This is a genomic window from Nocardia aobensis NBRC 100429, assembly GCF_000308375.1.
GTDB lineage: Bacteria > Actinomycetota > Actinomycetes > Mycobacteriales > Mycobacteriaceae > Nocardia > Nocardia aobensis.
Genome location: NZ_BAFQ01000149.1, coordinates 1 through 19,707 on the forward strand (window position 1 = coordinate 1; position 19,707 = coordinate 19,707).

A 19,707-nucleotide genomic window follows, 5' to 3' on the forward strand; every position below is an offset into this window, starting at 1 on the left:
CTCGCGGAGTACCGCGCGAATCCGGATATCGACTTCATCGTCTGCTTCTTCCACCACTGCGCGTACTCGACCACCGATTCCCATGCCAGCGACGGCGGTCTGCGTGATGCCTGGTGCGCGCTGTTCGACCGCTATCAGGTCGATCTGGTGCTGCAGGGGCACAACCACATCTTCGAGCGCACCGACCCGATCCGCGGCGGCCGCCCGACCAAGGCGGCGGGCGACAATTCGATCGTCTACCCGGATGCGGACGGCACCGTCTACTACACCGTGGGCGGCGGCGGCCGTCCCCGCTACGGCTTCCAGCCCGGCTCCCCGGAGACCTACCGCGGCCACGAGGTGCCCGACACCGCGGTGCCCAACAGCTACGTGTGGACGCCGGCGGGCACCAAACAGGACGAGGCCGCGCCCTGGTCGCGGGTGCGCTTCCGCAACTACTCGTTCATCCGGGTCGATGTGCGACCCGGATTCTTCGCCAGCGAGATGGATGTGGTGGCCGTCGACGAGTACGGCCGCGAATTCGACAAGGTGACCTATCGCCGGCAGGTGGGCCGCTGACCCGCGACACGGGCCGGGTCAAGCCGTCGGCCCACTGAGTCGTCCCGCAGGGCCGCTGACCGGGCCGCCGGCCCACCACACCGCGACCGGCGGCCACCATGGCGGTCATGCGTTTCCATTTCGCCGAGGCGGGCGGGGACCCCGTGCACTGGGTGGACCTCGCCCGAGCCGCGGAACGGGCCGGTTTCACCGGCATCTGCCTGGCGGACAGCCTGGCCTATCCGCGCGACGGTGACCCGCGCTACCCCTACACCGCCGACGGGCGGCGAGAGTTCCTGCGCGGCAAGCCCTTTGCGGAGCCGATGATCGCCGCCACCGCGATCACCACAGCCACGACCACACTGCGGGTCACACCGTTCGTGCTGAAATTGCCGGTGCGCCCGCCCGTCCTGGTGGCCAAACAGGCCGCGACGCTGGCGGTGCTCAGCGGCGACCGGCTGTCGCTGGGCGTCGGAATCAGCCCGTGGCCACAGGATTTCACCATGATGGGCGTGCCGTTCGAGCGGCGCGGCGCACGCCTGGACGAGGGTATCGACATCGTGCGCGGCCTGTGCGGGGGCGGTGAATTCGCCTATCGCGGGCGGATCTACGACCTGCCCGCCGTGGAGATCACTCCGGTCCCCACCACGCCGATTCCGATCCTCGTCGGCGGGCACAGCGAGGCCGCGCTGCGGCGTGCGGTCCGACGCGGCGACGGGTGGATGCACGCGGGCGGCGATCACGGTGAGCTGGTCGCACTCCTGGGTCGCCTGGCCGAATTGCGTTCGGAATACGAGACATCCGCGTCGACGCGAACCTCCGAATTCCAGATCCACGTGGTGGCGCGCGACCCCTTCGACACCGAGGCTATCGCACAGTTGGCCGCCTCGGGTGTCACCGATGTGATCGTCGGATTCCGCAGCGTCTACGACGCCGCGCCGGATACCCGCGGCCTCGCCGAGAAGGTCGATGCGATCACCCGCTACGGCGAGACCGTCATCGCCGCGCACCGATAGGAGAACCATGGCCGACCATCCGGCTCGCGCGGCGGGACTGGCATCCCAGCACGCCGTCCGCACCAAGGACCGCACCACCTGGCTGAATCTGTTCGCCCCGGACGCGGTGGTGGAGGATCCGATCGGCCGATCGCCGTACGACCCCGCCGGGAACGGCCACCGCGGCCGCGACGCCATCGCCGCGTTCTGGGACACCGCCATCGCCGAGAGCGATATCGCGTTCCGGATGCGCGACTCCTACGCCTGCGGCGCCGAGGTCGCCTTCGTCGGCACCATCACCAGCGTCCGCCGGGAGCTCACCGTCGAGGTCGACGGGGTGTTCACCTACCGGGTGGACGCCGACGGCCGCATCGCCGCCCTGCGCGCGTATTGGGAAATCGACCGGGCGCGCCGCACCACGTCCGAGCCGGGTACGGCCGGCTGACCGGAATCCGGCCTACACTCCCAGCGCCGGGGCGAAGACCGACCACGAATCGTGCAGATCGTCCTGCCAGTACACCCACGCGTGAGTGCCGTTGCGGTGTACGACGGTCGCCGGAATGCCCAGGGCGGCAAGGCGACCGGTGAGCTGTCCGGTGCACGAGTCGACGACGCTCTCCATCACGCCGCCGACCGCGACCCGGTTGGCCAGCGCGCCCGCGTTGCCGCCGATCGAGGGATCGGCGAGGGTGTCGTGCACGCCGGGCACCCCGTTGCCCGAGGAGATGTATAGGGCCGTTCCGCGCAACCGATCGGCGTTCACCACGGGATCGTGAGCGGCCCAGGCCGGATCACCCGGCACCCCCCACATATTCCCGGCATTCGCCCCGAAGACACCGAGCTGCGAATACACGTACGCCTGCGGAATCGGGCCGTTGGTCAGCGGGCAACCGCTGTAGGCGCCGACCGCCTGGTACAGGCCCGGCGCGCCGATCGCCAGATCGAGTGCGGAGGTCGCCGACATCGAGGTGCCCGCGACGGCATTGCGGCCCGTCATCTGGAACCGCGAGTTCAGCAGCGGCGGCAGCTCCTGGGTCAGGAACGTGGTCCACTCGTTGCGGCCCAGCACCGGATCGTCGGACTTCCAGTCGGTGTAGTAGCTGGCCCGTCCGCCCATCGGGACGATCACATTCACCGGTTTGTCGGCGAAGAATTGCGCGACGTCGGTGCGGTTGGTCCACGGCCCGCCGTCCTCACCGCCGTCGACGGCGTTGAGCAGATACAGCGCCGGCGCCGCGAAATCCGGATGCGACATCCACACGGTGATCTGCTTGTTCATCGCCGGGGAATAGACCACCACCGAATATTGGCGACCGCCCAGCGGATGGACGTCGACGATGGCGGGCCCGCCGGGATCTGCCGAGGCTACCGCGGGCACAATCGCGGCAATCGAGGCGAAGGCGGCGAACAGGACAGCAAAACAGCGCGGGAGCCGGTGCATACGCGGAGTATTCCACCCTGTCGCGATCCCCGCAGCACACTCGGCGGGTGTGTCCACCGGGAGACCGGGCCGTCCGCATCCTGCGGGCTATCCAACCGCGTGGCTGCCACGGCCCGGCCACTCCGACGTCACCACCGGGAAGGTCCGGTGGTGACGTCCGCGGAAGCGGCTCAGTGCGCGGCGACGGCGGCGCGGATCGCGGCGATATCGATCTTCGACATGGTCTGCAGCGCGGCGCCGGCCGCAGCCGCGTGCGCGCCGCCCATCAACGCCGGCAGTTCGGCCGGCACGACCTGCCAGGACAGGCCGTAGCGGTCGGTCAGCCAGCCGCACGGCCCCGGCTTGCCGCCCGCGGTCAGCGCCGCCCACAGCCGGTCCACCTCGTCCTGCCCGTCGACCACCAGTTGAACGGAGGCGGCATCGGTGAAGGGATGGCCGGGTCCGCCGTTCATCAGCGTGAGCGCGTGTCCGGCCAGATCGACCTGCACGATGAAGGCCGATCCGTCGGGGTTACGGGTGATTCCGGTGATGCGGGCGCCGGGAATGTGCTCGGTATAGAACCGGGCGGCTTCCTCGGCGGAACTGTCGAACCAGAGGAAGGTGCTGATGTCGGTCATGATCGCTCCTGGGGTGTGTTTCCGACTCGCTGTCACCCCTTGGTCGAGGCCGATCTCGCACATTCGACACAGTTCGCGAATTTTCTCGGGATTTTTTCGCCGGCCTATTCGGCGGCGAGACGATCCAGTGCCGCCCGGCTCGCTTCGTCGGCGGCACGGTAGATGATCAGCCGCTGATCCGGGTCCTGCAGCGGCATCAGCGCTTCGTAGGCGACGGTGACCGCACCCACTCGCGGATGATGCATCGTCTTGCGCCCACGGCCCTGCACCCGCACATCTCTGCGCTCCCACAGTTCGGCGAATTCGGCACTGCACGTGCGGAATTCGTCGATCAGCTCGGCCAGGACGCGGTCGTCGGGATGGGCGGCCCAGGCGGCACGCAGGCCGGCGATCCCCTCCCGCACGGTCCGCTCGCGATCGGCGTAGAAGTTGCCCATCCCCGGATAGAGCAGGCACAGCCACATGGAGTTGCGCTGCCGGGGCGGCAGCGTGTCGAAATCCAGTAGCAGTCGCGACATCTCGCGGTTCCAGGCCAGGATGTCGTAGCGGTGGTTGAGCACCATCGCCGGTATCGGCGCCAGATCCGCGACCAGCCGGACCAGCTCCGGTGAGGCCGTGGTCGCCGGTTTGCCGTCGTCCGGTGGCCGCTGCCGGGCCAGATCGAACAGGTAGATGCGTTCGTCCGGTGCCAGGCGCAGGGCCTGCGCGAGCGCGTCGAGAACTTCCGGTGAGGGCCGCAAACCACGCCCCTGCTCCAGCCGCACGATGTAGTCGGTGCTCACGCCGGCCAGCTCGGCGACCTCCTCGCGGCGCAGTCCCGGGGTGCGGCGGGAACGGCGGCGCAGCGGCAGGCCGAAATCGCCGGGATCCAGTCGTTCGCGCCGGGTGCGCAGAAAGGCCCCCAGTTCCTGTGTCACTTCCACCGTGCCGGTCATCGCTGTCGATCCTACGACGAGGCTGGTACCGGCGATCCCAGGAAAAACCTTCCCTTACCGCGTTCGTCCCGGCCGCGCAGACTTGCCGTCGAGATCGAATCCACACAGGAGGAAGATATGGCGCTCACTCTCGACACCTATCGGCTGCTCGGCCGGTCCGGGCTGCGGGTCTCCCCGCTGGCGCTGGGCACCATGACCTTCGGGGCCGACTGGGGCTGGGGCGCCGAGCGGGACGAGGCGCGCAAACTGTTCGACGACTACGTCTCGCGCGGCGGCAATTTCATCGATACCGCCAGCGTCTACACCAACGGCAGTTCCGAGCGCATGCTCGGCGAATTCACGCGCGACGATCGCGAAAGCCTGGTTCTGGCAACGAAATACACCATGCTGCGGCGGCCCGGTGACCCGAACTCCGGTGGCAACAACCGCAAGTCGATGTTCGCCTCCGTGGAGGCCAGCCTGCGCAATCTGAACACCGACTACATCGACCTGCTGTACCTGCACGCCTGGGACTTCACCACGCCCGTCGAGGAGGTGCTGCGCGGGATGGACGACCTGGTCCGGCAGGGCAAGGTGCTCTACGTCGCCATCTCCGACACCCCGGCCTGGCAGGTCGCCCGCATGCAGACCATCGCCGACCTGCGCGGCTGGTCTCCGCTGGTGGCGCTGCAGGTGGAATACAGCCTGATCGAACGCACCGTGGAACACGACCTGTTCCCGATGGCGCGGGAACTCGGGCTCGGCGTGATTCCGTGGTCGCCGCTCGGCAGCGGCGTGCTGACCGGCAAATACACCACCGCCGATCTGGACGCCTCGGCGGCGGGATCGCCGGAGGGCAGTCGTAAGAACGTGGCGCTGGCCAACGGTTCGCTCACCGAGCGGGGCCTCGCGATCGCCGAGGTGGTGAAACAGGTCGCGGCGGAACTGGACCGGACACCGGCCCAGACGGCACTCGCGTGGACGCTGCGGAATCCGGCGGTGACCGCCCCCATCATCGGCGCCCGCACCCCCGCTCAGCTCGCCGACAATCTGGGGGCCCTGGATGTGGAATTCGATGCGGCGCAACTGGAACGGTTGGACGCGGCCAGTGCCGTCGAACCCGGATTCCCGCACAATATGCTCGCCCGCGAGATGACCAACACGGTGATCAACGGCGATCTGACGATCACCCCGCGCAGCTGAGCGAGACGCGCACCGGCCGGGTACCGCACCGATCTTTCACGGTGACGGTACGGACCCCGCCGGGAGCGTTCGAATCAGGCTGCGGCGGTGATGAATTCGGCCGCCGCAGTGCGGTATCGGTCGGCCAGCAGGCGCACCACCGCCGGATGCATGCCGAGCGGCTCGGCGACTCCGTCGGCACCCACCTCGCGCAGGCGCTGATGGAACAGTCCGTGCGCCAGCAGATACGAGGCGACGAACACCCGCTCGGCACCGGACTTCCGCAGGGCGGCAACGACATCCGGCACCCGCGGCTCGCCGGTCGCGATATAGGCCGTGCGAACCGCGACGTCCAGCTCCTGCGCCAGCATGGCCGTCGCCTGCCGCACATCGTGGCGCGCACGCGCGTCGGAGGATCCGGCCGCGGCGACGACCACCGCATCGCCGGGACGCATACCGGCCTCGTGCAAACGCATCCGCATCACCCGCGCCAGCATCGGGTCCGGGCCCATGGCCGGGGTCACCACCACATCCGGATGCCCGCTGTCCCGGACTTCGCGAGGGACATCCTGGTAGACGTGGTAACCGGAGGCGAGAAAGGCCGGAACCACCACGGCCGGAATGCCTTTCAGCTCGCGCAGCACCTCGGCGGGAGTCGGGCCGAGCACGTCGACGAAAGCGGTCCGTACCGGCACGTCGGCGCCGGTACCTCCCATTTCCGCACGCACCGCATCGGCCAGCGCGGCGATCATCCCCACCCCGGTGGCACTGCGGGTGCCGTGCGCCACCAGCACCAGCGCGGGGGCGGTCACCAGACCCCCGCCATGGGCGCGGGTCGCTGCGGACGCAGCGACGGGGCGTACCCGCCGGGCGGGCGGGCGTTGTTGTCCACGCATTCGGCGGGGTCGAGAGCGAGCCGATAGCCGCGCTTGACCACCGTCTGAATCGCCTTCGGTGTGCCGAGACCCGCACGCAGCCGGGCGATTCCGGTCTCCACGGCATGGGTGTCGTCCCCGCCGCCGGGCAGCGCCGCGAGCAGATCCTCCCGGGACACGACCCGGCCGGGCTGGCGGGCCAGCGCCCGCATCAACGCCATCGGCGCGGGAGCGAGCTGACGCACCGAACCGTCGACCACGACACAGCCGCCGCGCACGCTCAATTCGTGCCCGGCGGCGTGAATCCGGTTGGCGCGGCGAGGAAGTTCCTCGGCGACGTGGCGAGCCAGCGCACCGAGTCGCGCGCGGCCCGGCATGGACGTCGGCACCCCGAGTTCCTCCAGCGGTGCGGCGGTGATCGGGCCGACGCAGGCCGGCAGTACCCGGGAACGCATCGCCTGCAGGACGCCCTCGAGCAGCCCGGTTTCCTTCGCCCGCATCAGCATCGAGGCCACCGCGGGTGCGCTGGTGAACGTGACGCAGTCCAGCGCGGAGGTGACCACGCCCTCGATCAGGCGGTCCATCGGCACACGATCGTCCGGCGGCACCCAGCGGTACACCGGCACCGGCACGACGTCGGCGCCGGCGCAGCGCAACACCTCACAGAAGTCGGGTACCGGCTCCCATTCGGTGGTCGCACCGTGCAACTGCACCGCGATGCGCACACCCTCGACCCCTGCCGCCAGCAGGTGATCGAGCACCTCGGCGGACGATTCGGAGGCCGGCGACCATTCCTCGCGCAGTTCGGCGGCCCGGATGGCGCCCTTGGCCTTGGGGCCACGGGCCAGCATGCGCGTGGAAGCCAAAGTGTCCCGGAGGTTTTCGGCCAGGCCCCACCCCTCCGCCGCTTCCATCCAGCCGCGGAAGCCGATGCCGGTGGTGGCGACGGCGATCTGTGGCGGATCGGCGACCAACTGCCGGGTCACCCGCTCCAGTTCGGTGTCGTCGGACAGGGGGATGATGCGAATCGCCGGGGCGGAAACGATATTCGCGCCTCGGCGACTCAACAGCGTGGCCAGTTCGTCGGCCCGGCGGGCGGCTGTCACACCGATGGTGAAGCCGTCCAGGGGTTTCAATTCGGTGGGTCGCGCTTCGCTCACGGTGTACCGCCGTACTGGACCGGTTCGTTGGTCACCGCGACGACCCCGTCGACGACGCGCACGCCGTAGACGGGCAGTGCGACCGAGTCGTCGTCCAGGCAGCGGCCGTCCAGCAGCGAGAACGACTGCTTCAGCAGCGGCGAGGCGACGACCGGCACACCGGCGCGGTCACCGACGATGCCGCGGGACATGACCGCCGCCCGCCCGAACGGATCGATATTGCCGACGGCGTAGAGCGTGCCGTCGGGCAGCAGGAAGAGCGCGGCCTGCCGTCCGCCCCTCAGCAGTACCGCCACGCCGCGGCCGGGAATCAGATAATCGAGCCGGCAGGCCGAGGTCCAGCCGGTGGTGGTTGCCGGTGCGAAGCCGGGTGTGTCGATAACGGTCATCGGTAATCTCCTCCGAACGCCTTACCTAATAGGTACCGGTGTCCTGTTTCCGCACGATTACGTGGCTATTTCCCGGGCGTGGCAGTTGCGGCCGGCATGGCCGGAAGTTCGGGCAGGCCGAGCAGAACCGGCGTCTTGCGTTCCCCGCTCTCGTCGAAGGCGATCGTGGGATCGGCCTCCTCCGGCGCGTTGACGAAGGTGACGAAGCGCGAGAGCTTCGCGGGATCCTCCAGCACAGCGGCCCATTCGTCCTTGTAACCGGCGACGTGGCGGGCCATGCTCTCCTCCAGATCGGCGGCGATGCCGAGGGAGTCCTCGCAGACGACCTGCTTCAGGTGTTCGATACCACCCTCGAGTGCTTCCTGCCACGGCGCGGTGCGCTGCAGCCGGTCCGCGGTGCGGATGTAGAACATCAGATAGCGGTCGATGTAGCGGATCAACGTCTCGTCGTCGAGGTCACCGGCCAGCAGCACCGCGTGCTTCGGAGTCAGGCCGCCGTTGCCGCCGACGTAGAGGTTCCAGCCGTTCTCGGTGGCGATGACGCCGACGTCCTTACCGCGCGCTTCGGCGCATTCGCGGGCACAGCCCGAGACCGCCAGCTTCAGCTTGTGCGGCGAGCGAAGTCCCCGGTAGCGCTTCTCCAGCAGCACCGCCATGCCGACCGAATCCTGCTGGCCGTAGCGGCACCAGGTCGAGCCCACGCAGCTCTTCACGGTGCGCAGCGATTTGCCGTAGGCGTGGCCGGATTCCATCCCCTTGTCGACCAGTCGCTGCCAGATCTGCGGCAGCTGCTCGACCCGCGCACCGAACAGGTCGATGCGCTGACCGCCGGTGACCTTGACGTAGAGGCCGAAATCCTTGGCGATCTGGCCGATTTCGATCAGCTGCTCGGGCGTCACCTCACCGCCGGGCATCCGCGGCACCACCGAATAGGTGCCGTTCTTCTGCAGGTTGGCCAGGAAGTGGTCGTTGGTGTCCTGCAGTGCGGACTGCTCACCGTCGAGGATGTGGTCGCTCGAGGTCGAGGCCAGGATGGAGGCAACGGTCGGCTTGCAGATATCGCAGCCGATTCCGGTGCCGTGCTTGGCGATCAGTTCCGAGAAGGTGCGGATGCCGGTCACCCGCACGATCTCGAACAGTTCGGACCGAGACTGGGTGAAGTGCTCGCACAGCGCCTTCGACATCTCCACGCCGGACTGCTCGAGCAGCTTCTTGATCATGGGAACGCAACCGCCGCAGGAGGTTCCGGCGGAGGTGCAGCTCTTGACGCCGGCGATATCGCAGGCGCCTTCGTGAACAGCTCCGACGATGGCCCCTTTGGACACGTTGTTGCAGGAGCAGATCTGCGCCTCGTCGGGCAGGGCGTCCGCGCCCAGTTCGGCGCCCGCGGGCGAGATCAGCGCGGCCGGTTCGGCGGGCAGTTCGCTGCCGACCAGCGGGCGCAGCGCCGCGTACTGCGAGGCGTCGCCGACCAGGATGCCGCCCAGCAGCGTCTTCGCATCGTCGGAGATCACCAGTTTGGCGTAGGTGCCCTTGGCGGCGTCGTGCAGCACCACCGATAGCGCGCCCTCGGTGGTGGCGTGTGCGTCCCCGAAACTGGCCACGTCCACACCGAGCAGCTTCAGCTTGGTCGATAGGTCGGCGCCCGGGAATTCGCCGGCTCCGCCGACCAGCCGGTCCGCGACGATCTCGGCGGTGGTGTAGCCGGGGGCGACCAGGCCATAGCAGGTGCCCTCCACGGCCGCCACCTCGCCGACGGCGTAGATGTGCGGATCGGAGGTGACCATGCCGAGGTCGGTGAGCGCACCACCGCGCGGCCCGATCTCCAGTCCGGCGTCGCGGGCGATCTGATCGCGCGGGCGCACGCCGGCGGAGAAGACCACCAGCGAGGCGTCGATCACCGACTCGTCGGACAGCGAAACCCGCAGGCCCGCACCGTCTTCGGCGGGTTCGATGGCCGAGGTGCCGACGCCGGTGTGCACGTGCAGGCCCAGATCGGTGACCAGCTTCTCCAGGATCGCGCCGCCGCCCTCGTCGACCTGCACCGGCATCAGCCGCGGCGCGAACTCGACGACGTGCGGCGTCATTCCCATGAGCCGCAGGGCATTCGCCGCCTCCAGGCCGAGGAGACCGCCGCCGACGACGACGCCGACCGCACCGGGGCCCGCGTTCTGCGCGGCGGTCCGGATGCCGTCGAGGTCCTCGAGGGTGCGGTAGACGAAACATTCGGGACGGTCGTGTCCCGGCACCGGCGGCACGAAGGCATACGACCCGGTCGCGAGAACCAGTGCGTCGTAACCGATCACGTCGCCGGAGGAGGTGGTCACCTTGCGGGCGGCGCGGTCGATCTCGTCGGCGCGCACGCCGAGGCGCAGATCCACCAGCGCGTCGCCGGCGTACTCGTTACCGGGCAGGGCGAGCGCGCTCTTGTCCCAGGCGCCGACGTAGGACGACAGGCCGACGCGGTCGTAGGCGGCCTGGTCCTCTTCGCTCAGCACGACGACCTGCCATTGCCCGGCCTCGTCGCGGGAGCGCAGCGCCTCCACGAACCGGTGCCCGACCATGCCGTGGCCGACGACCACCACGGTCTTGCGCTGCGTGGGTTCGACTGTCGTGTTCATGACTGTCCTCCGATGCTTTCCGATGGTCAGGCGCGAGCCGAGGTGGTGGACTGGGTGGAATCGGATTCGGGCGACCGTTCGGCCTCGAGCACCAGGGCTTCGGCCTGGGCGACGACACCGGATTCGATACGCGCCGAACGCATTCCGGGCCGCCGCAGGAAGATCGACCAGACGACGATCGCGCAGACGACGTAGAAGCCCAGGAACACCCAGAAAGCGGTGGTCGCGGAGTTGGTGGAGGCGTAGGAGGAGCGCAGCACCAGGTTGATGGCCACACCACCCAGGGCGCCGATCGCGCCGACGAAACCGATCAGCGCGCCCGAGGTGTTGCGCGACCAGGCGGCCTGCTCCCCGGCGCTCACCGGCAGGCTCTTGGACTTCGCGTCGAATACCGACGGGATGATCTTGGTGACCGACCCGTTGCCGATTCCCGAGAGCACGAACAGGGCGATGAATCCGCAGACCAGGGCGACCATGGTCGCCCCCGAGGCCACGCCGCCGTTGTGGTCGGCGGCCACACTCGACACCGCGACCACGACCGCCGCGACCATCATTCCGGCGAACCCGGCCAGCGTGACGCGGCTGCCGCCGAAGCGGTCGGCCATCTTGCCGCCGTAGGGGCGGGCCAGCGAACCCAACAGCGGGCCGATGAAGGCGATCTGCGCGGCGTGCAGACTCGCCTGAGCGGCCGAATCACCGCCGGCCTTGAAGCCGATCTGCAGAATCTGGCCGAAGGCGAAGCTGAAGCCGATGAACGAGCCGAACGTGCCGATGTAGAGGAAGGCGATCGCCCAGGACTGCGGGACCTTCAGCGACTCCAGCATGTAGGACAGATCGGCCTTCTGGTTGCGCAGATTGTCCATGTAGAGCGCGGCGCCGAGACCGGCGACCGCGATGAACGCCAGGTAGACCAGGCAGACCACCGATGCGTAGGAGTTGCCGAGCGTGGCGATCACCAGCAGGCCGATCAGCTGGATCACCGGGACGCCGATATTGCCGCCGCCGGCGTTCATACCCAGCGCCCAGCCCTTGAGCCGCTGCGGGTAGAAGGCGTTGATATTGGTCATCGAGGAGGCGAAGTTGCCGCCGCCCAGGCCGGCGAACGCCGCCACCACCATGAACGTGGTGTAGGAGGTGCCCGGCTGGTTGATGAAATACAGCGTCAGCAGCGTCGGGATCAACAGCATCAGGGCGCTGAAGATCGTCCAGTTGCGGCCGCCGAAGCGTGCGGTGGCGACGGTGTAGGGAATGCGCAGGATGCCGCCGACCAGGGTCGGCATGGCGACCAGGAAGAACTTCCCGGCGGCGTCGATGCCGAACTTGTCCGTCGGCATGAACAGCACCATCACTGACCAGATCGACCACACCGAGAATCCGACATGTTCGGCGACGACCGACCAGATCAGATTGCGACGGGCGATCTTCTTGCCGCCGGCCTCCCAGGCCGCGACATCCTCGGCATCCCATTGCTCGATGTCGTGGTTACGCGTCAGCGTGCTCAACAGGGCCTCCTGAAATCCGGTTGGCCCCAAGGTAGAAAACGGGTATTGCCGCGATGCTGCGCCACATGACGCAGAAATCAACGGTTGCTCACGTATTCGGCGACTTCCCGGTGAGAACCGGGACTTTGTTTCGCCCATATGACACAACGGTTTCCGTGCGTCACAAAGTGCCGACGCTCACGCGATGAGTCGGTGAGATCGCTGGCGGCGAGTGGGCCGGGCCACATTACGCGCCCGTCGGCTCACATCATGGCCACAAGCTCACCGCGGCGCAACCCGAGCGGTGAAATAGCCGAGAGGTCGCGCCGCGGACAGCGATCAGTGCCAGGTGTCCTCGAGCATGCGCGGCTTGCACGCCTGCCAGGCGCCGGCCACCAGCACCAGTACGGCAACCGCCAGCAGGGCGAAGGGCGCGCCCCAGCCGCCGACCGCACTGTGCAACACACCGAACAGCAGCGGACCGACGCAGGCGACGGTGTAGCCGACGCCCTGCGTGAAGCCCGACAGCGCCGCTGAACCGGCTTGGGTGCGGGTGCGCAGATTGATCAGCGTGAGCGCCATCGGGAAGGTGCTCGGCCCCAGCCCCAGCAGCAGCACCCACAGCCACGGTGCGCTCATCGGGGCGATCAGCAGACCGGCGAAGGCCGCGAAAAACGCTATCGCGCAGCCGATCACGACGGGGAACGGATTGCCGATGCGGGCGGTGAACGACGGTGCGGTCAACGCGGCCGCCAAGCCCATGAAGGAGAAGAAGGCGACCATCGTGCCGCCGAAGCTCGCGTCGGCGCCCGCGTCGGCGAAGAGTTTGGGCAGCCAGGTGAACATCGAGTAGGTGACCAGCGAGGTCATGCCGAACATCGCGGCCATCCCCCACGCCAGCGGCGACCGCCGGATATTGCCCGCGCGCGCGGGCTGTTCGCCCGGCACCTCGGCCACCGCGGTGGTGTCCGCGCGATCGTGACCACGCCGCCCCCGCAGCACACCCAGCCACGGCACCGCCGCAGCGAACCCGAGCAGCGCCCACAGCCCGAGCGAGACCCGCCAGCCGGCCGCATCGGCCACCGGGACCGCGATCAGCGCCGGCACCACGGTGCCGATCTGCACCATCGTGATGTACACCGAACTCAGCACCGCCAGGCGATCGGCGAAATATCGCTTGACCAGGGGCGGAATCACGACATTGCCGATTCCCATACCGGCCAGCGCCAGCGCGGACAGGCTCAGCAGCTCCCAGGTGTCGGGCACCAGCGCCCGGGTGAGCTGCCCGGCCCCGGCCATGCACATGGCGACCAGTGCGGTGCGTTCCAGGCCCAGCCGGCGCACGAAGATCGGGGTGATCAACCCGGCCAGCGCGAACATGGCGGTCGGGATCATGCCGAAGACACCGACGATGGCGGTGGAATAGCCGATGTCGGCGCCGATCCGCTCGGCGAGCGGGGTGAAGGCGGTGACCGCCACGCGCAGCGTGAGCGCCGATACGACGATGGCGACGAGGACGAGGATCCGGCCCTCGGCCAGACCGCGGCGCCGGATGTCGGTGGTCGACTGCAGATTGGTAACCGTCACCGCGAAATCATAGGATGATTGGATGAAAGCGGGCAACAAATGTGAGGAGGGGTACTCTATTGGCCGTGCAACCAGTCCGGCGCACCAGCCTCATCGCTCAGGTCACCGAACAGCTGCGCGCTGAAATCCGTTCGGGGCGTTGGCCGATCGGCTCGCGCATACCGACCGAACCGGAACTCACCGAATTGACCGGCACCGGCCGCAACACCGTGCGCGAAGCGGTGCAGGCGCTCGTGCACGCCGGCATGCTCGAACGCCGGCAGGGTTCGGGCACCTACGTCATCGCCGCCTCCGATCTCGGCGGCACCCTCACCAAATACTTCGCCGACGCCGTCGAACGCGATGTGCTCGAACTGCGCCAGGCCCTCGACGTGCAGGCCGCCCGGCTGGCCGCGCTGCGCCGCGACGACAACGACGTGCAGACCCTGCTGCGCCTGCTCGACCGGCGCAGCCAGGCCTGGGATACCGACAGCACCGCGGCGATCGACGCGGACGTGGCGCTGCACCGCGCCATCGTCGCCGCCAGCCACAACACCGTCTACCTCGAGTTCTACGATTCGCTGCTGCCCGTGATCGAGGACGTGATTCGTTCTCGCACAACAAAATACGGCAACCAGTATCACGACGAACACGCCGAGCTGGTGCATGCCGTGATCGACGGCGACGCCGACCGGGCCGCGCGCGCCGCCAACTGCTTCCTCGGCTCGCTCATCGCCGAATACCCCGAACGGTGACCGTCTCCGCCGGCAGGTAAACGATTCGTCACCGTCGTGCCGGAAGCGGGGTGAGCGAGTGTTGCTGCGAACGTCACGGAGCGTGAATCGGACGTAATTTCGCGTTCCTACCGTGGATACGACCGCCGGACCCCGACCTCCGGGTCCCCGAGATGAGGGCGGTCGCAATCCCTTCGAGAGGAACGCGCCGATGACTACCACCGACGCCGCGATATCGGCCACCGCCGCTCCCGACTTCCACCATCAGGCCCGCGGCCGCTGGCTCGAGCACTGGGAGCCGGACAACGAAACCTTCTGGGAGAACGGCGGAAAGCGCACCGCCCGTAAGAATCTCGCCTTCTCGGTCTTCTCCGAGAACCTGGGATTCAGTATCTGGGTGCTGTGGGCCAGCGTGGTCACCGCCATGGGTTCGGCGGGCTTTCATTATCTGAGCGGACCGGACGCCGTGGCCAATTCGCTGCTGCTCACCTCCACACCCACCCTCGTCGGCGCCGCGCTGCGCGTGCCCTACACCTTCGCCATTCCGAAATTCGGCGGTCGCGCGTTCACCGTGTTCAGCGCGGGCATGTTGCTGCTGCCGACGCTGGGACTCGCCTATTTCGTCAATCAGCCCGGCACGCCGTTCTGGGTGTTCATGCTGCTGGCCGCGCTCGCCGGCGTGGGTGGCGGCAATTTCTCCTCGTCGATGGCGAATATCAATTTCTTCTTTCCCGAAGGGAAGAAGGGCGCCGCGCTGGGAATCAACGCCGCGGGCGGCAATATGGGTGTCGCGCAGACTCAGCTGCTGGTGCCGCTGATCATCACCCTGGGCACCCATCTCATGGCGAAGGATCCGGCCGGTTACCGGTTCGGCATCACCCTCGCGGTGCTGGTGTGGATCCCGTTCATCCTGATCGCCATGTTCGGCGCGCTGCGGTACATGGATTCGATCACCGGCGCGAAATCCGACGGCAGTTCCTATCGGCTGGCACTGACCAACCGGCACACCTGGATCATGGCGGTGCTCTACATCGGCACCTTCGGATCGTTCATCGGCTTCTCGTTCGCCTTCCCCACCCTGCTCAAATCCACGTTCCCGGAGCTGGCGAAGATCGGCTGGATGTCCACGATCGGCAACCTCGCCTTCCTCGGCGCCTTCGTCGGATCGCTGAGCCGGCCCTTCGGCGGGTGGATCGCGGACCGATTCACCGGCGCGCGGATCACGGTCTACGTCTTCACCGGCATGGCCGGCGCCACCGCGTTGATCGTGGCCGCGCTCTCGGTGAAGAACTTTCCGCTGTACCTGATCTCGTTCCTGCTGCTGTTCGTGCTGTCGGGCATCGGCAACGGTTCCACCTACCGGATGATCCCCTCGATCTTCGGGGCCGAGGCCAAGCGCCGCGCCGCCGAATACGGCCAGGACCCGGCGACCGCGCTGGCCGCGGCCAAACGGCAGGCGGGTGCGGCGATCGGCGTCGTCGGCGCGGTCGGCGCGGCCGGCGGGTGGGTGCTGCAGCAGGCGCTGCGGGAATCCAATATCCACTTCGGCGGGATGGCACCGGCCTTCTGGGCCTACGCCGTCGCCTTCCTGGTGATGGGCGGACTCACCTGGTGGTTCTATCTGCGCTCGTCGTTCGCCGTCGAGCGGGTGCCGTCCCTGGCCCACGCGGGCGTCTAGAGCCGCGGACTCGGGAACTGCGGGCTCGCCGGTCGCATTCGATCGGCGAGCCTGCTACAGCATCAAGCGGATCATGTCGGCGGTGTGCGCCAGACCCGGAAACGCCTCCGCCGTCGAACGCGGATGCAGCGCGTGCACCGCGAGCCGGAACATGACCGCGCGCAACAACATCTGCGGCCATTCCGGTAGATCCGACCACCGCTCGAGCAGACCCGGATCCGCACCGCCCCAGGACAGCGCGTCGACCACGATGACCCCGGCCGCCCAGGACGCGGGCCGCCAGTACGGGGTGATGTCGGTGAGCCCCGGAGCCTGACCGTTGGTGAACAGCACCGTGCCGAACAGATCACCGTGCACGAGCTGCGACGGTATCCGCACCGGTTTCCGCAGCGTCGCGAGTTGCGCCAGCATATCGATGCTGTGGCGGCCGTCCGGCGTGGTCACCGGCAGCATGCCGCCGGCTTTCAGGCTGCGCAGCGGAACCGTCTCCCAGGCGGCCCGGTCGGCCGCGACGAAGACATCGACGTCGACCCACGGCGCGATCGGCTGCTGGGCCAGGAAACGCGGCCGTTCCAGCCGCGCCGTGGCGTAGTGCAGGCGCAACGACACCGACACCACCTCGTCGTGGCGCGGTTCCGGGGTGCCGTCCATATAGGTATCGGCACGCCAGCCGGACACCACGTAGCGACCGTCGGTGGCGCGCACCGGTCGCGCCAGCCGCACCCCGTCCACCTGCAGCGTTTCCCGCACCTTCGCCGACCACGCCGCCCGGGCGTGATCGGCCACCGGGCTGAGCACCACCTCTCCGCACCGCCACCCACCGTCCCAGTCGCCCAACGCGACCGGGGACACTTCGCGCAGCCCGAAAGTGGCCCGCACATGCTCCGGAGGTTCGACAGATGTCACGGCCGTACCGTAACCCCGGGAACTTGTCCACTCGAGACAACGCGCTGAGCCGCCTCCCCGGAAACTTCTGCGTACCAGTGAGTGCCGCGTCAGTCTCTGCCCGGTCCTGCGCTGGGAGCGCGGACAGTGCTGGGCGTACCCGGCGAGTTACCCATGTTCTCGCGAAATCGGTGGGCTCTGTCCCGTAGCGGAGCTACGGGACAGCATCGACGGAGTTTTGTGTCAGTAGACAGGCAGGCTCGGGTCTACCTGGTTGGCCCAGGCGACGATTCCGCCCTGGAGGTGGGTGGCGTCGGAGAATCCGGCGCGCTTGAGGGCCGCCAGTGCCTCCGCGGAGCGGATGCCGGTCTTGCAGTGCAGGACGATCGGGGTGTTCTGCGGGAGTTCGGCGAGAGCCTCGCCGGACAGGATGCGGTCCTTGGGGATCAGGGTCGCGCCGTCGATGCGGACGATGTCCCATTCCACCGGTTCGCGGACGTCGATGATGGCGACGTCCTTGCCCGCGTCGAGCATGTCCTTGAGTTCGCGGGCGGTCACCGTGGAGCCGACCGCGGCGGCCTGGCCCTCCTCGGAGACCACGCCGCAGAACGCCTCGTAGTCGATGAGCTCGGTGATGGGCTGACGCTCCGGATCGCGGCGCAGCTTGATGGTGCGGTAGTTCATGTCCAGTGCGTCGTAGACCATCAGCCGGCCGAGCAGGGTCTCCCCGATGCCGGTGATCAGCTTGATCGCCTCGGTGACCATGATCGAACCGATCGACGCGCACAGCACACCCAGCACACCACCCTCGGCGCAGGACGGGACCATGCCCGGCGGCGGCGCCTCGGGGTACAGGTCGCGGTAGTTGATGCCGCGCTTCTCACCGTTCGGACCGTCGGGGGCGTCCTCCCAGAACACCGAGACCTGGCCCTCGAACCGGTAGATCGACCCCCACACATAGGGCTTGCCGGCCAGCACGGCGGCGTCGTTGACCAGATAACGGGTGGCGAAGTTGTCGGTGCCGTCGACGATCAGGTCGTACTGCGCGAACAGATCGACCGCGTTCTCCGGCTCCAGGCGGAGCTTGTGCAGCACCACCTCGACGCCGGAATTGATCTCCAGAATCGAATCGCGCGCACTGTCGGCCTTGCTGCGGCCGATATCGGACTCGCCGTGAATGATCTGCCGTTGCAGATTCGAGGCGTCCACCTCGTCGAACTCCACGATGCCGAGCGTGCCGACACCGGCGGCGGCCAGATACAGCAGCGCCGGCGAGCCGAGACCACCGGCGCCGATCACCAGCACCTTGGCATTCTTCAGACGTTTCTGCCCGTCCATCCCGACGTCGGGAATGATCAGATGCCGGCTGTAGCGGGCGACCTCATCCCTGGTCAGCTCCGCGGCCGGTTCGACCAGTGGCGGCAGGGACTGTGGTGATGACACGTCGCAGACTCCTCGAATCGAATTCGCCGATAGGGCTGATGTGTGCAACGCGGCGAATCAGGCCGTTCTTCCCCACCATCGTGCCGCATCCGTCACCGTCGGGCGCGGGTGGGTGAGCGGTAGCGGCCGAAATCAGCCCCGCGGATACGGCCAGGGGTTGAAACGGCATTTCTTCCCGTCCATCGGCACTACGCCCTGCGGGTCCAGGGTCGCGATGTCGTTGTTACGGGTGCCGAAGGTCTGCTGCATCATCACCGGCGCCAAACCGCCGTCGATCTCGCACGGCTGGTGTTCGTGGTAGCCGATGGCGTGGCCGACCTCGTGATTGATCTGGTACTGGCGATAGGAGCCGATATCGCCCTCGAAGGCGGTGGCGCCGCGCACCCAGCGCACCTCCGAGAGCACCACGCGGCCGAGATCGGAGTTGTAGCAGGAGGAATCGATCGGAATCTCGAAACCGCAGGCCGATTTGGTGGTCTGCCGGGAGGTCAGCGAGACCCGGAAATCCGGTTCGCCGGTGTCGATGCGGCGGAATCCGAAGCGCGGGTCGTGGGTCCAGCTCTTGGGATTGGCCAGGGTCGCCTCCACCATCTTGGCGACCGAATCGTCCCCACCGAGCGAGGTGGTGTCGACACCGTTCTCGACCTCGACGGTGTAGGTGAACTGATGCTCCTGACCGGCCCCGGCCTGCGCCGACGTCCCGGGAACGATATGCCAGGTGCCCGCCGCGGTCTCCGTGAACGCCCCGCCCGCGGGGAGTGCGCCGGAGGGCGGATCGCCGGCGAACTTACCGTCGCCCTTGGGCGGTGCGCCGATGATGCCGGCCTTGCTGGTGTGCTGGCTGAGCCGGCCCAGCGCGGGAGTGGAACCGCCGGAGCTGTCGGTACCCCCCTTGACGGCGTCCACGACGACCAGCACGGTGATGATCACCAGCACCGGCAGTGCGTAGGCGCGCCAGCCGTAGGTGGAGACGAACCGGCCCAGCGCGCTCTGCTTCTTCGTATCCCGTTCCGGCCGTGGTCTATTCGCCGCATCGTGGGCACCGGTCGGATCCCATTTCGCGCGCAGCGGCTGATGGGAACGATCGCCGTGGCCGTTGCCGGAATACAGGCCGAGCGGATCATAGAATTCGGGGATTTCCGTAGGTTGCTGCCGGTCACGCCGGCCGGCGCCGACCGATTCCGCGCGC

18 protein-coding genes are annotated in these 19,707 nt (G+C 68.2%); 6 read left to right on the forward strand and 12 right to left on the reverse strand.

Features of this window, described 5'->3' with window-relative positions:
• The 3 genes from RJ03_RS19345 to RJ03_RS19355 form a co-directional block, all read left to right on the forward strand.
• Window positions 1-558: metallophosphoesterase family protein (locus RJ03_RS19345; protein WP_036504430.1), on the forward strand; the 558-nt coding region annotated here is incomplete at its 5' end.
• A gap of 107 nt (window positions 559-665) precedes the next feature.
• Entirely contained in the window at window positions 666-1,553 is an 888-nt protein-coding gene (locus RJ03_RS19350) for a TIGR03619 family F420-dependent LLM class oxidoreductase (RefSeq protein ID WP_036504473.1), read from the forward strand.
• 7 nt (window positions 1,554-1,560) lie between these two features.
• On the forward strand, window positions 1,561-1,977 hold the full coding sequence (locus RJ03_RS19355; RefSeq protein ID WP_036504432.1) for a nuclear transport factor 2 family protein: 417 nt from the start codon (window positions 1,561-1,563) through the stop codon (window positions 1,975-1,977).
• A gap of 12 nt (window positions 1,978-1,989) precedes the next feature.
• On the opposite strand, the gene RJ03_RS19360 is transcribed toward RJ03_RS19355, so the two are convergent.
• From RJ03_RS19360 to RJ03_RS19370, 3 genes are all read right to left on the reverse strand, one after another.
• Window positions 1,990-2,973: an alpha/beta hydrolase gene (locus RJ03_RS19360; protein ID WP_036504434.1), complete on the reverse strand. Its 984-nt coding sequence runs from the start codon at window positions 2,971-2,973 to the stop codon at window positions 1,990-1,992.
• Between the two features lie 170 nt (window positions 2,974-3,143).
• Complete coding sequence (locus RJ03_RS19365; RefSeq protein WP_036504435.1) at window positions 3,144-3,590, reverse strand: VOC family protein; 447 nt, start codon at window positions 3,588-3,590, stop codon at window positions 3,144-3,146.
• Between the two features lie 104 nt (window positions 3,591-3,694).
• The gene (locus RJ03_RS19370) at window positions 3,695-4,525 is read right to left on the reverse strand and encodes a helix-turn-helix domain-containing protein (protein ID WP_036504437.1); all 831 of its coding nucleotides are present in this window, start codon (window positions 4,523-4,525) and stop codon (window positions 3,695-3,697) included.
• A 117-nt stretch (window positions 4,526-4,642) separates the two neighbouring features.
• Here RJ03_RS19370 and RJ03_RS19375 point away from each other — a divergent pair, with 117 nt between their 5' ends.
• Complete coding sequence (locus RJ03_RS19375; RefSeq protein ID WP_036504438.1) at window positions 4,643-5,707, forward strand: aldo/keto reductase; 1,065 nt, start codon at window positions 4,643-4,645, stop codon at window positions 5,705-5,707.
• A gap of 74 nt (window positions 5,708-5,781) precedes the next feature.
• Here RJ03_RS19375 and RJ03_RS19380 read toward each other — a convergent pair whose 3' ends face one another.
• From RJ03_RS19380 to RJ03_RS19405, 6 genes are all read right to left on the reverse strand, one after another.
• Window positions 5,782-6,498, reverse strand: coding sequence for a sirohydrochlorin chelatase (locus RJ03_RS19380; RefSeq protein WP_036504440.1), 717 nt, complete (start codon window positions 6,496-6,498; stop codon window positions 5,782-5,784).
• On the reverse strand, window positions 6,495-7,721 hold the full coding sequence (locus RJ03_RS19385) for a uroporphyrinogen-III synthase (protein WP_232329407.1): 1,227 nt from the start codon (window positions 7,719-7,721) through the stop codon (window positions 6,495-6,497). The genes RJ03_RS19380 and RJ03_RS19385 overlap by 4 nt, the downstream gene beginning before the upstream one ends.
• Window positions 7,718-8,110 carry a nitrite reductase small subunit NirD gene (nirD, locus tag RJ03_RS19390; protein ID WP_036504441.1) on the reverse strand — a complete coding sequence of 131 codons (393 nt, stop codon included), beginning with the start codon at window positions 8,108-8,110 and terminating at the stop codon, window positions 7,718-7,720. The genes RJ03_RS19385 and nirD overlap by 4 nt, the downstream gene beginning before the upstream one ends.
• A gap of 65 nt (window positions 8,111-8,175) precedes the next feature.
• Entirely contained in the window at window positions 8,176-10,731 is a 2,556-nt protein-coding gene (gene nirB / locus RJ03_RS19395; RefSeq protein ID WP_036504443.1) for a nitrite reductase large subunit NirB, read from the reverse strand.
• A 26-nt stretch (window positions 10,732-10,757) separates the two neighbouring features.
• Window positions 10,758-12,236 carry a nitrate/nitrite transporter gene (locus tag RJ03_RS19400; protein WP_036504478.1) on the reverse strand — a complete coding sequence of 493 codons (1,479 nt, stop codon included), beginning with the start codon at window positions 12,234-12,236 and terminating at the stop codon, window positions 10,758-10,760.
• 315 nt (window positions 12,237-12,551) lie between these two features.
• Window positions 12,552-13,799 (reverse strand): MFS transporter, encoded by a 1,248-nt coding sequence (locus tag RJ03_RS19405; protein ID WP_232329408.1) that lies wholly within the window; start codon window positions 13,797-13,799, stop codon window positions 12,552-12,554.
• A 65-nt stretch (window positions 13,800-13,864) separates the two neighbouring features.
• On the opposite strand from RJ03_RS19405, the gene RJ03_RS19410 reads away from it, so the two are divergent.
• Window positions 13,865-14,533: a FadR/GntR family transcriptional regulator gene (locus tag RJ03_RS19410; RefSeq protein ID WP_036504444.1), complete on the forward strand. Its 669-nt coding sequence runs from the start codon at window positions 13,865-13,867 to the stop codon at window positions 14,531-14,533.
• A gap of 190 nt (window positions 14,534-14,723) precedes the next feature.
• Entirely contained in the window at window positions 14,724-16,190 is a 1,467-nt protein-coding gene (locus RJ03_RS19415; protein WP_036504445.1) for an MFS transporter, read from the forward strand.
• A 54-nt stretch (window positions 16,191-16,244) separates the two neighbouring features.
• Here RJ03_RS19415 and RJ03_RS19420 read toward each other — a convergent pair whose 3' ends face one another.
• From RJ03_RS19420 to RJ03_RS19430, 3 genes are all read right to left on the reverse strand, one after another.
• Window positions 16,245-17,096 carry a TIGR02569 family protein gene (locus RJ03_RS19420; protein ID WP_036504447.1) on the reverse strand — a complete coding sequence of 284 codons (852 nt, stop codon included), beginning with the start codon at window positions 17,094-17,096 and terminating at the stop codon, window positions 16,245-16,247.
• Between the two features lie 222 nt (window positions 17,097-17,318).
• A complete protein-coding gene (gene moeZ, locus RJ03_RS19425; protein WP_036504450.1) occupies window positions 17,319-18,518 on the reverse strand; it encodes an adenylyltransferase/sulfurtransferase MoeZ in 1,200 nt (399 codons plus the stop codon).
• A 132-nt stretch (window positions 18,519-18,650) separates the two neighbouring features.
• The gene (locus RJ03_RS19430; RefSeq protein ID WP_232329420.1) at window positions 18,651-19,655 is read right to left on the reverse strand and encodes a DUF3152 domain-containing protein; all 1,005 of its coding nucleotides are present in this window, start codon (window positions 19,653-19,655) and stop codon (window positions 18,651-18,653) included.
• Window positions 19,656-19,707 lie beyond the last annotated feature (52 nt).

What these genes read in the sequence shown, in the direction of transcription:
- RJ03_RS19350 (WP_036504473.1), top strand. Translation starts at nt 666, where the DNA reads ATGCGTTTCCATTTCGCCGAGGCGGGCGGGGACCCCGTGCACTGGGTG.
- RJ03_RS19355 (WP_036504432.1), top strand. Translation starts at nt 1,561, where the DNA reads ATGGCCGACCATCCGGCTCGCGCGGCGGGACTGGCATCCCAGCACGCC.
- RJ03_RS19360 (WP_036504434.1), bottom strand. Translation starts at nt 2,973, where the DNA reads ATGCACCGGCTCCCGCGCTGTTTTGCTGTCCTGTTCGCCGCCTTCGCC.
- RJ03_RS19365 (WP_036504435.1), bottom strand. Translation starts at nt 3,590, where the DNA reads ATGACCGACATCAGCACCTTCCTCTGGTTCGACAGTTCCGCCGAGGAA.
- RJ03_RS19370 (WP_036504437.1), bottom strand. Translation starts at nt 4,525, where the DNA reads ATGACCGGCACGGTGGAAGTGACACAGGAACTGGGGGCCTTTCTGCGC.
- RJ03_RS19375 (WP_036504438.1), top strand. Translation starts at nt 4,643, where the DNA reads ATGGCGCTCACTCTCGACACCTATCGGCTGCTCGGCCGGTCCGGGCTG.
- nirD (WP_036504441.1), bottom strand. Translation starts at nt 8,110, where the DNA reads ATGACCGTTATCGACACACCCGGCTTCGCACCGGCAACCACCACCGGC.
- nirB (WP_036504443.1), bottom strand. Translation starts at nt 10,731, where the DNA reads ATGAACACGACAGTCGAACCCACGCAGCGCAAGACCGTGGTGGTCGTC.
- RJ03_RS19415 (WP_036504445.1), top strand. Translation starts at nt 14,724, where the DNA reads ATGACTACCACCGACGCCGCGATATCGGCCACCGCCGCTCCCGACTTC.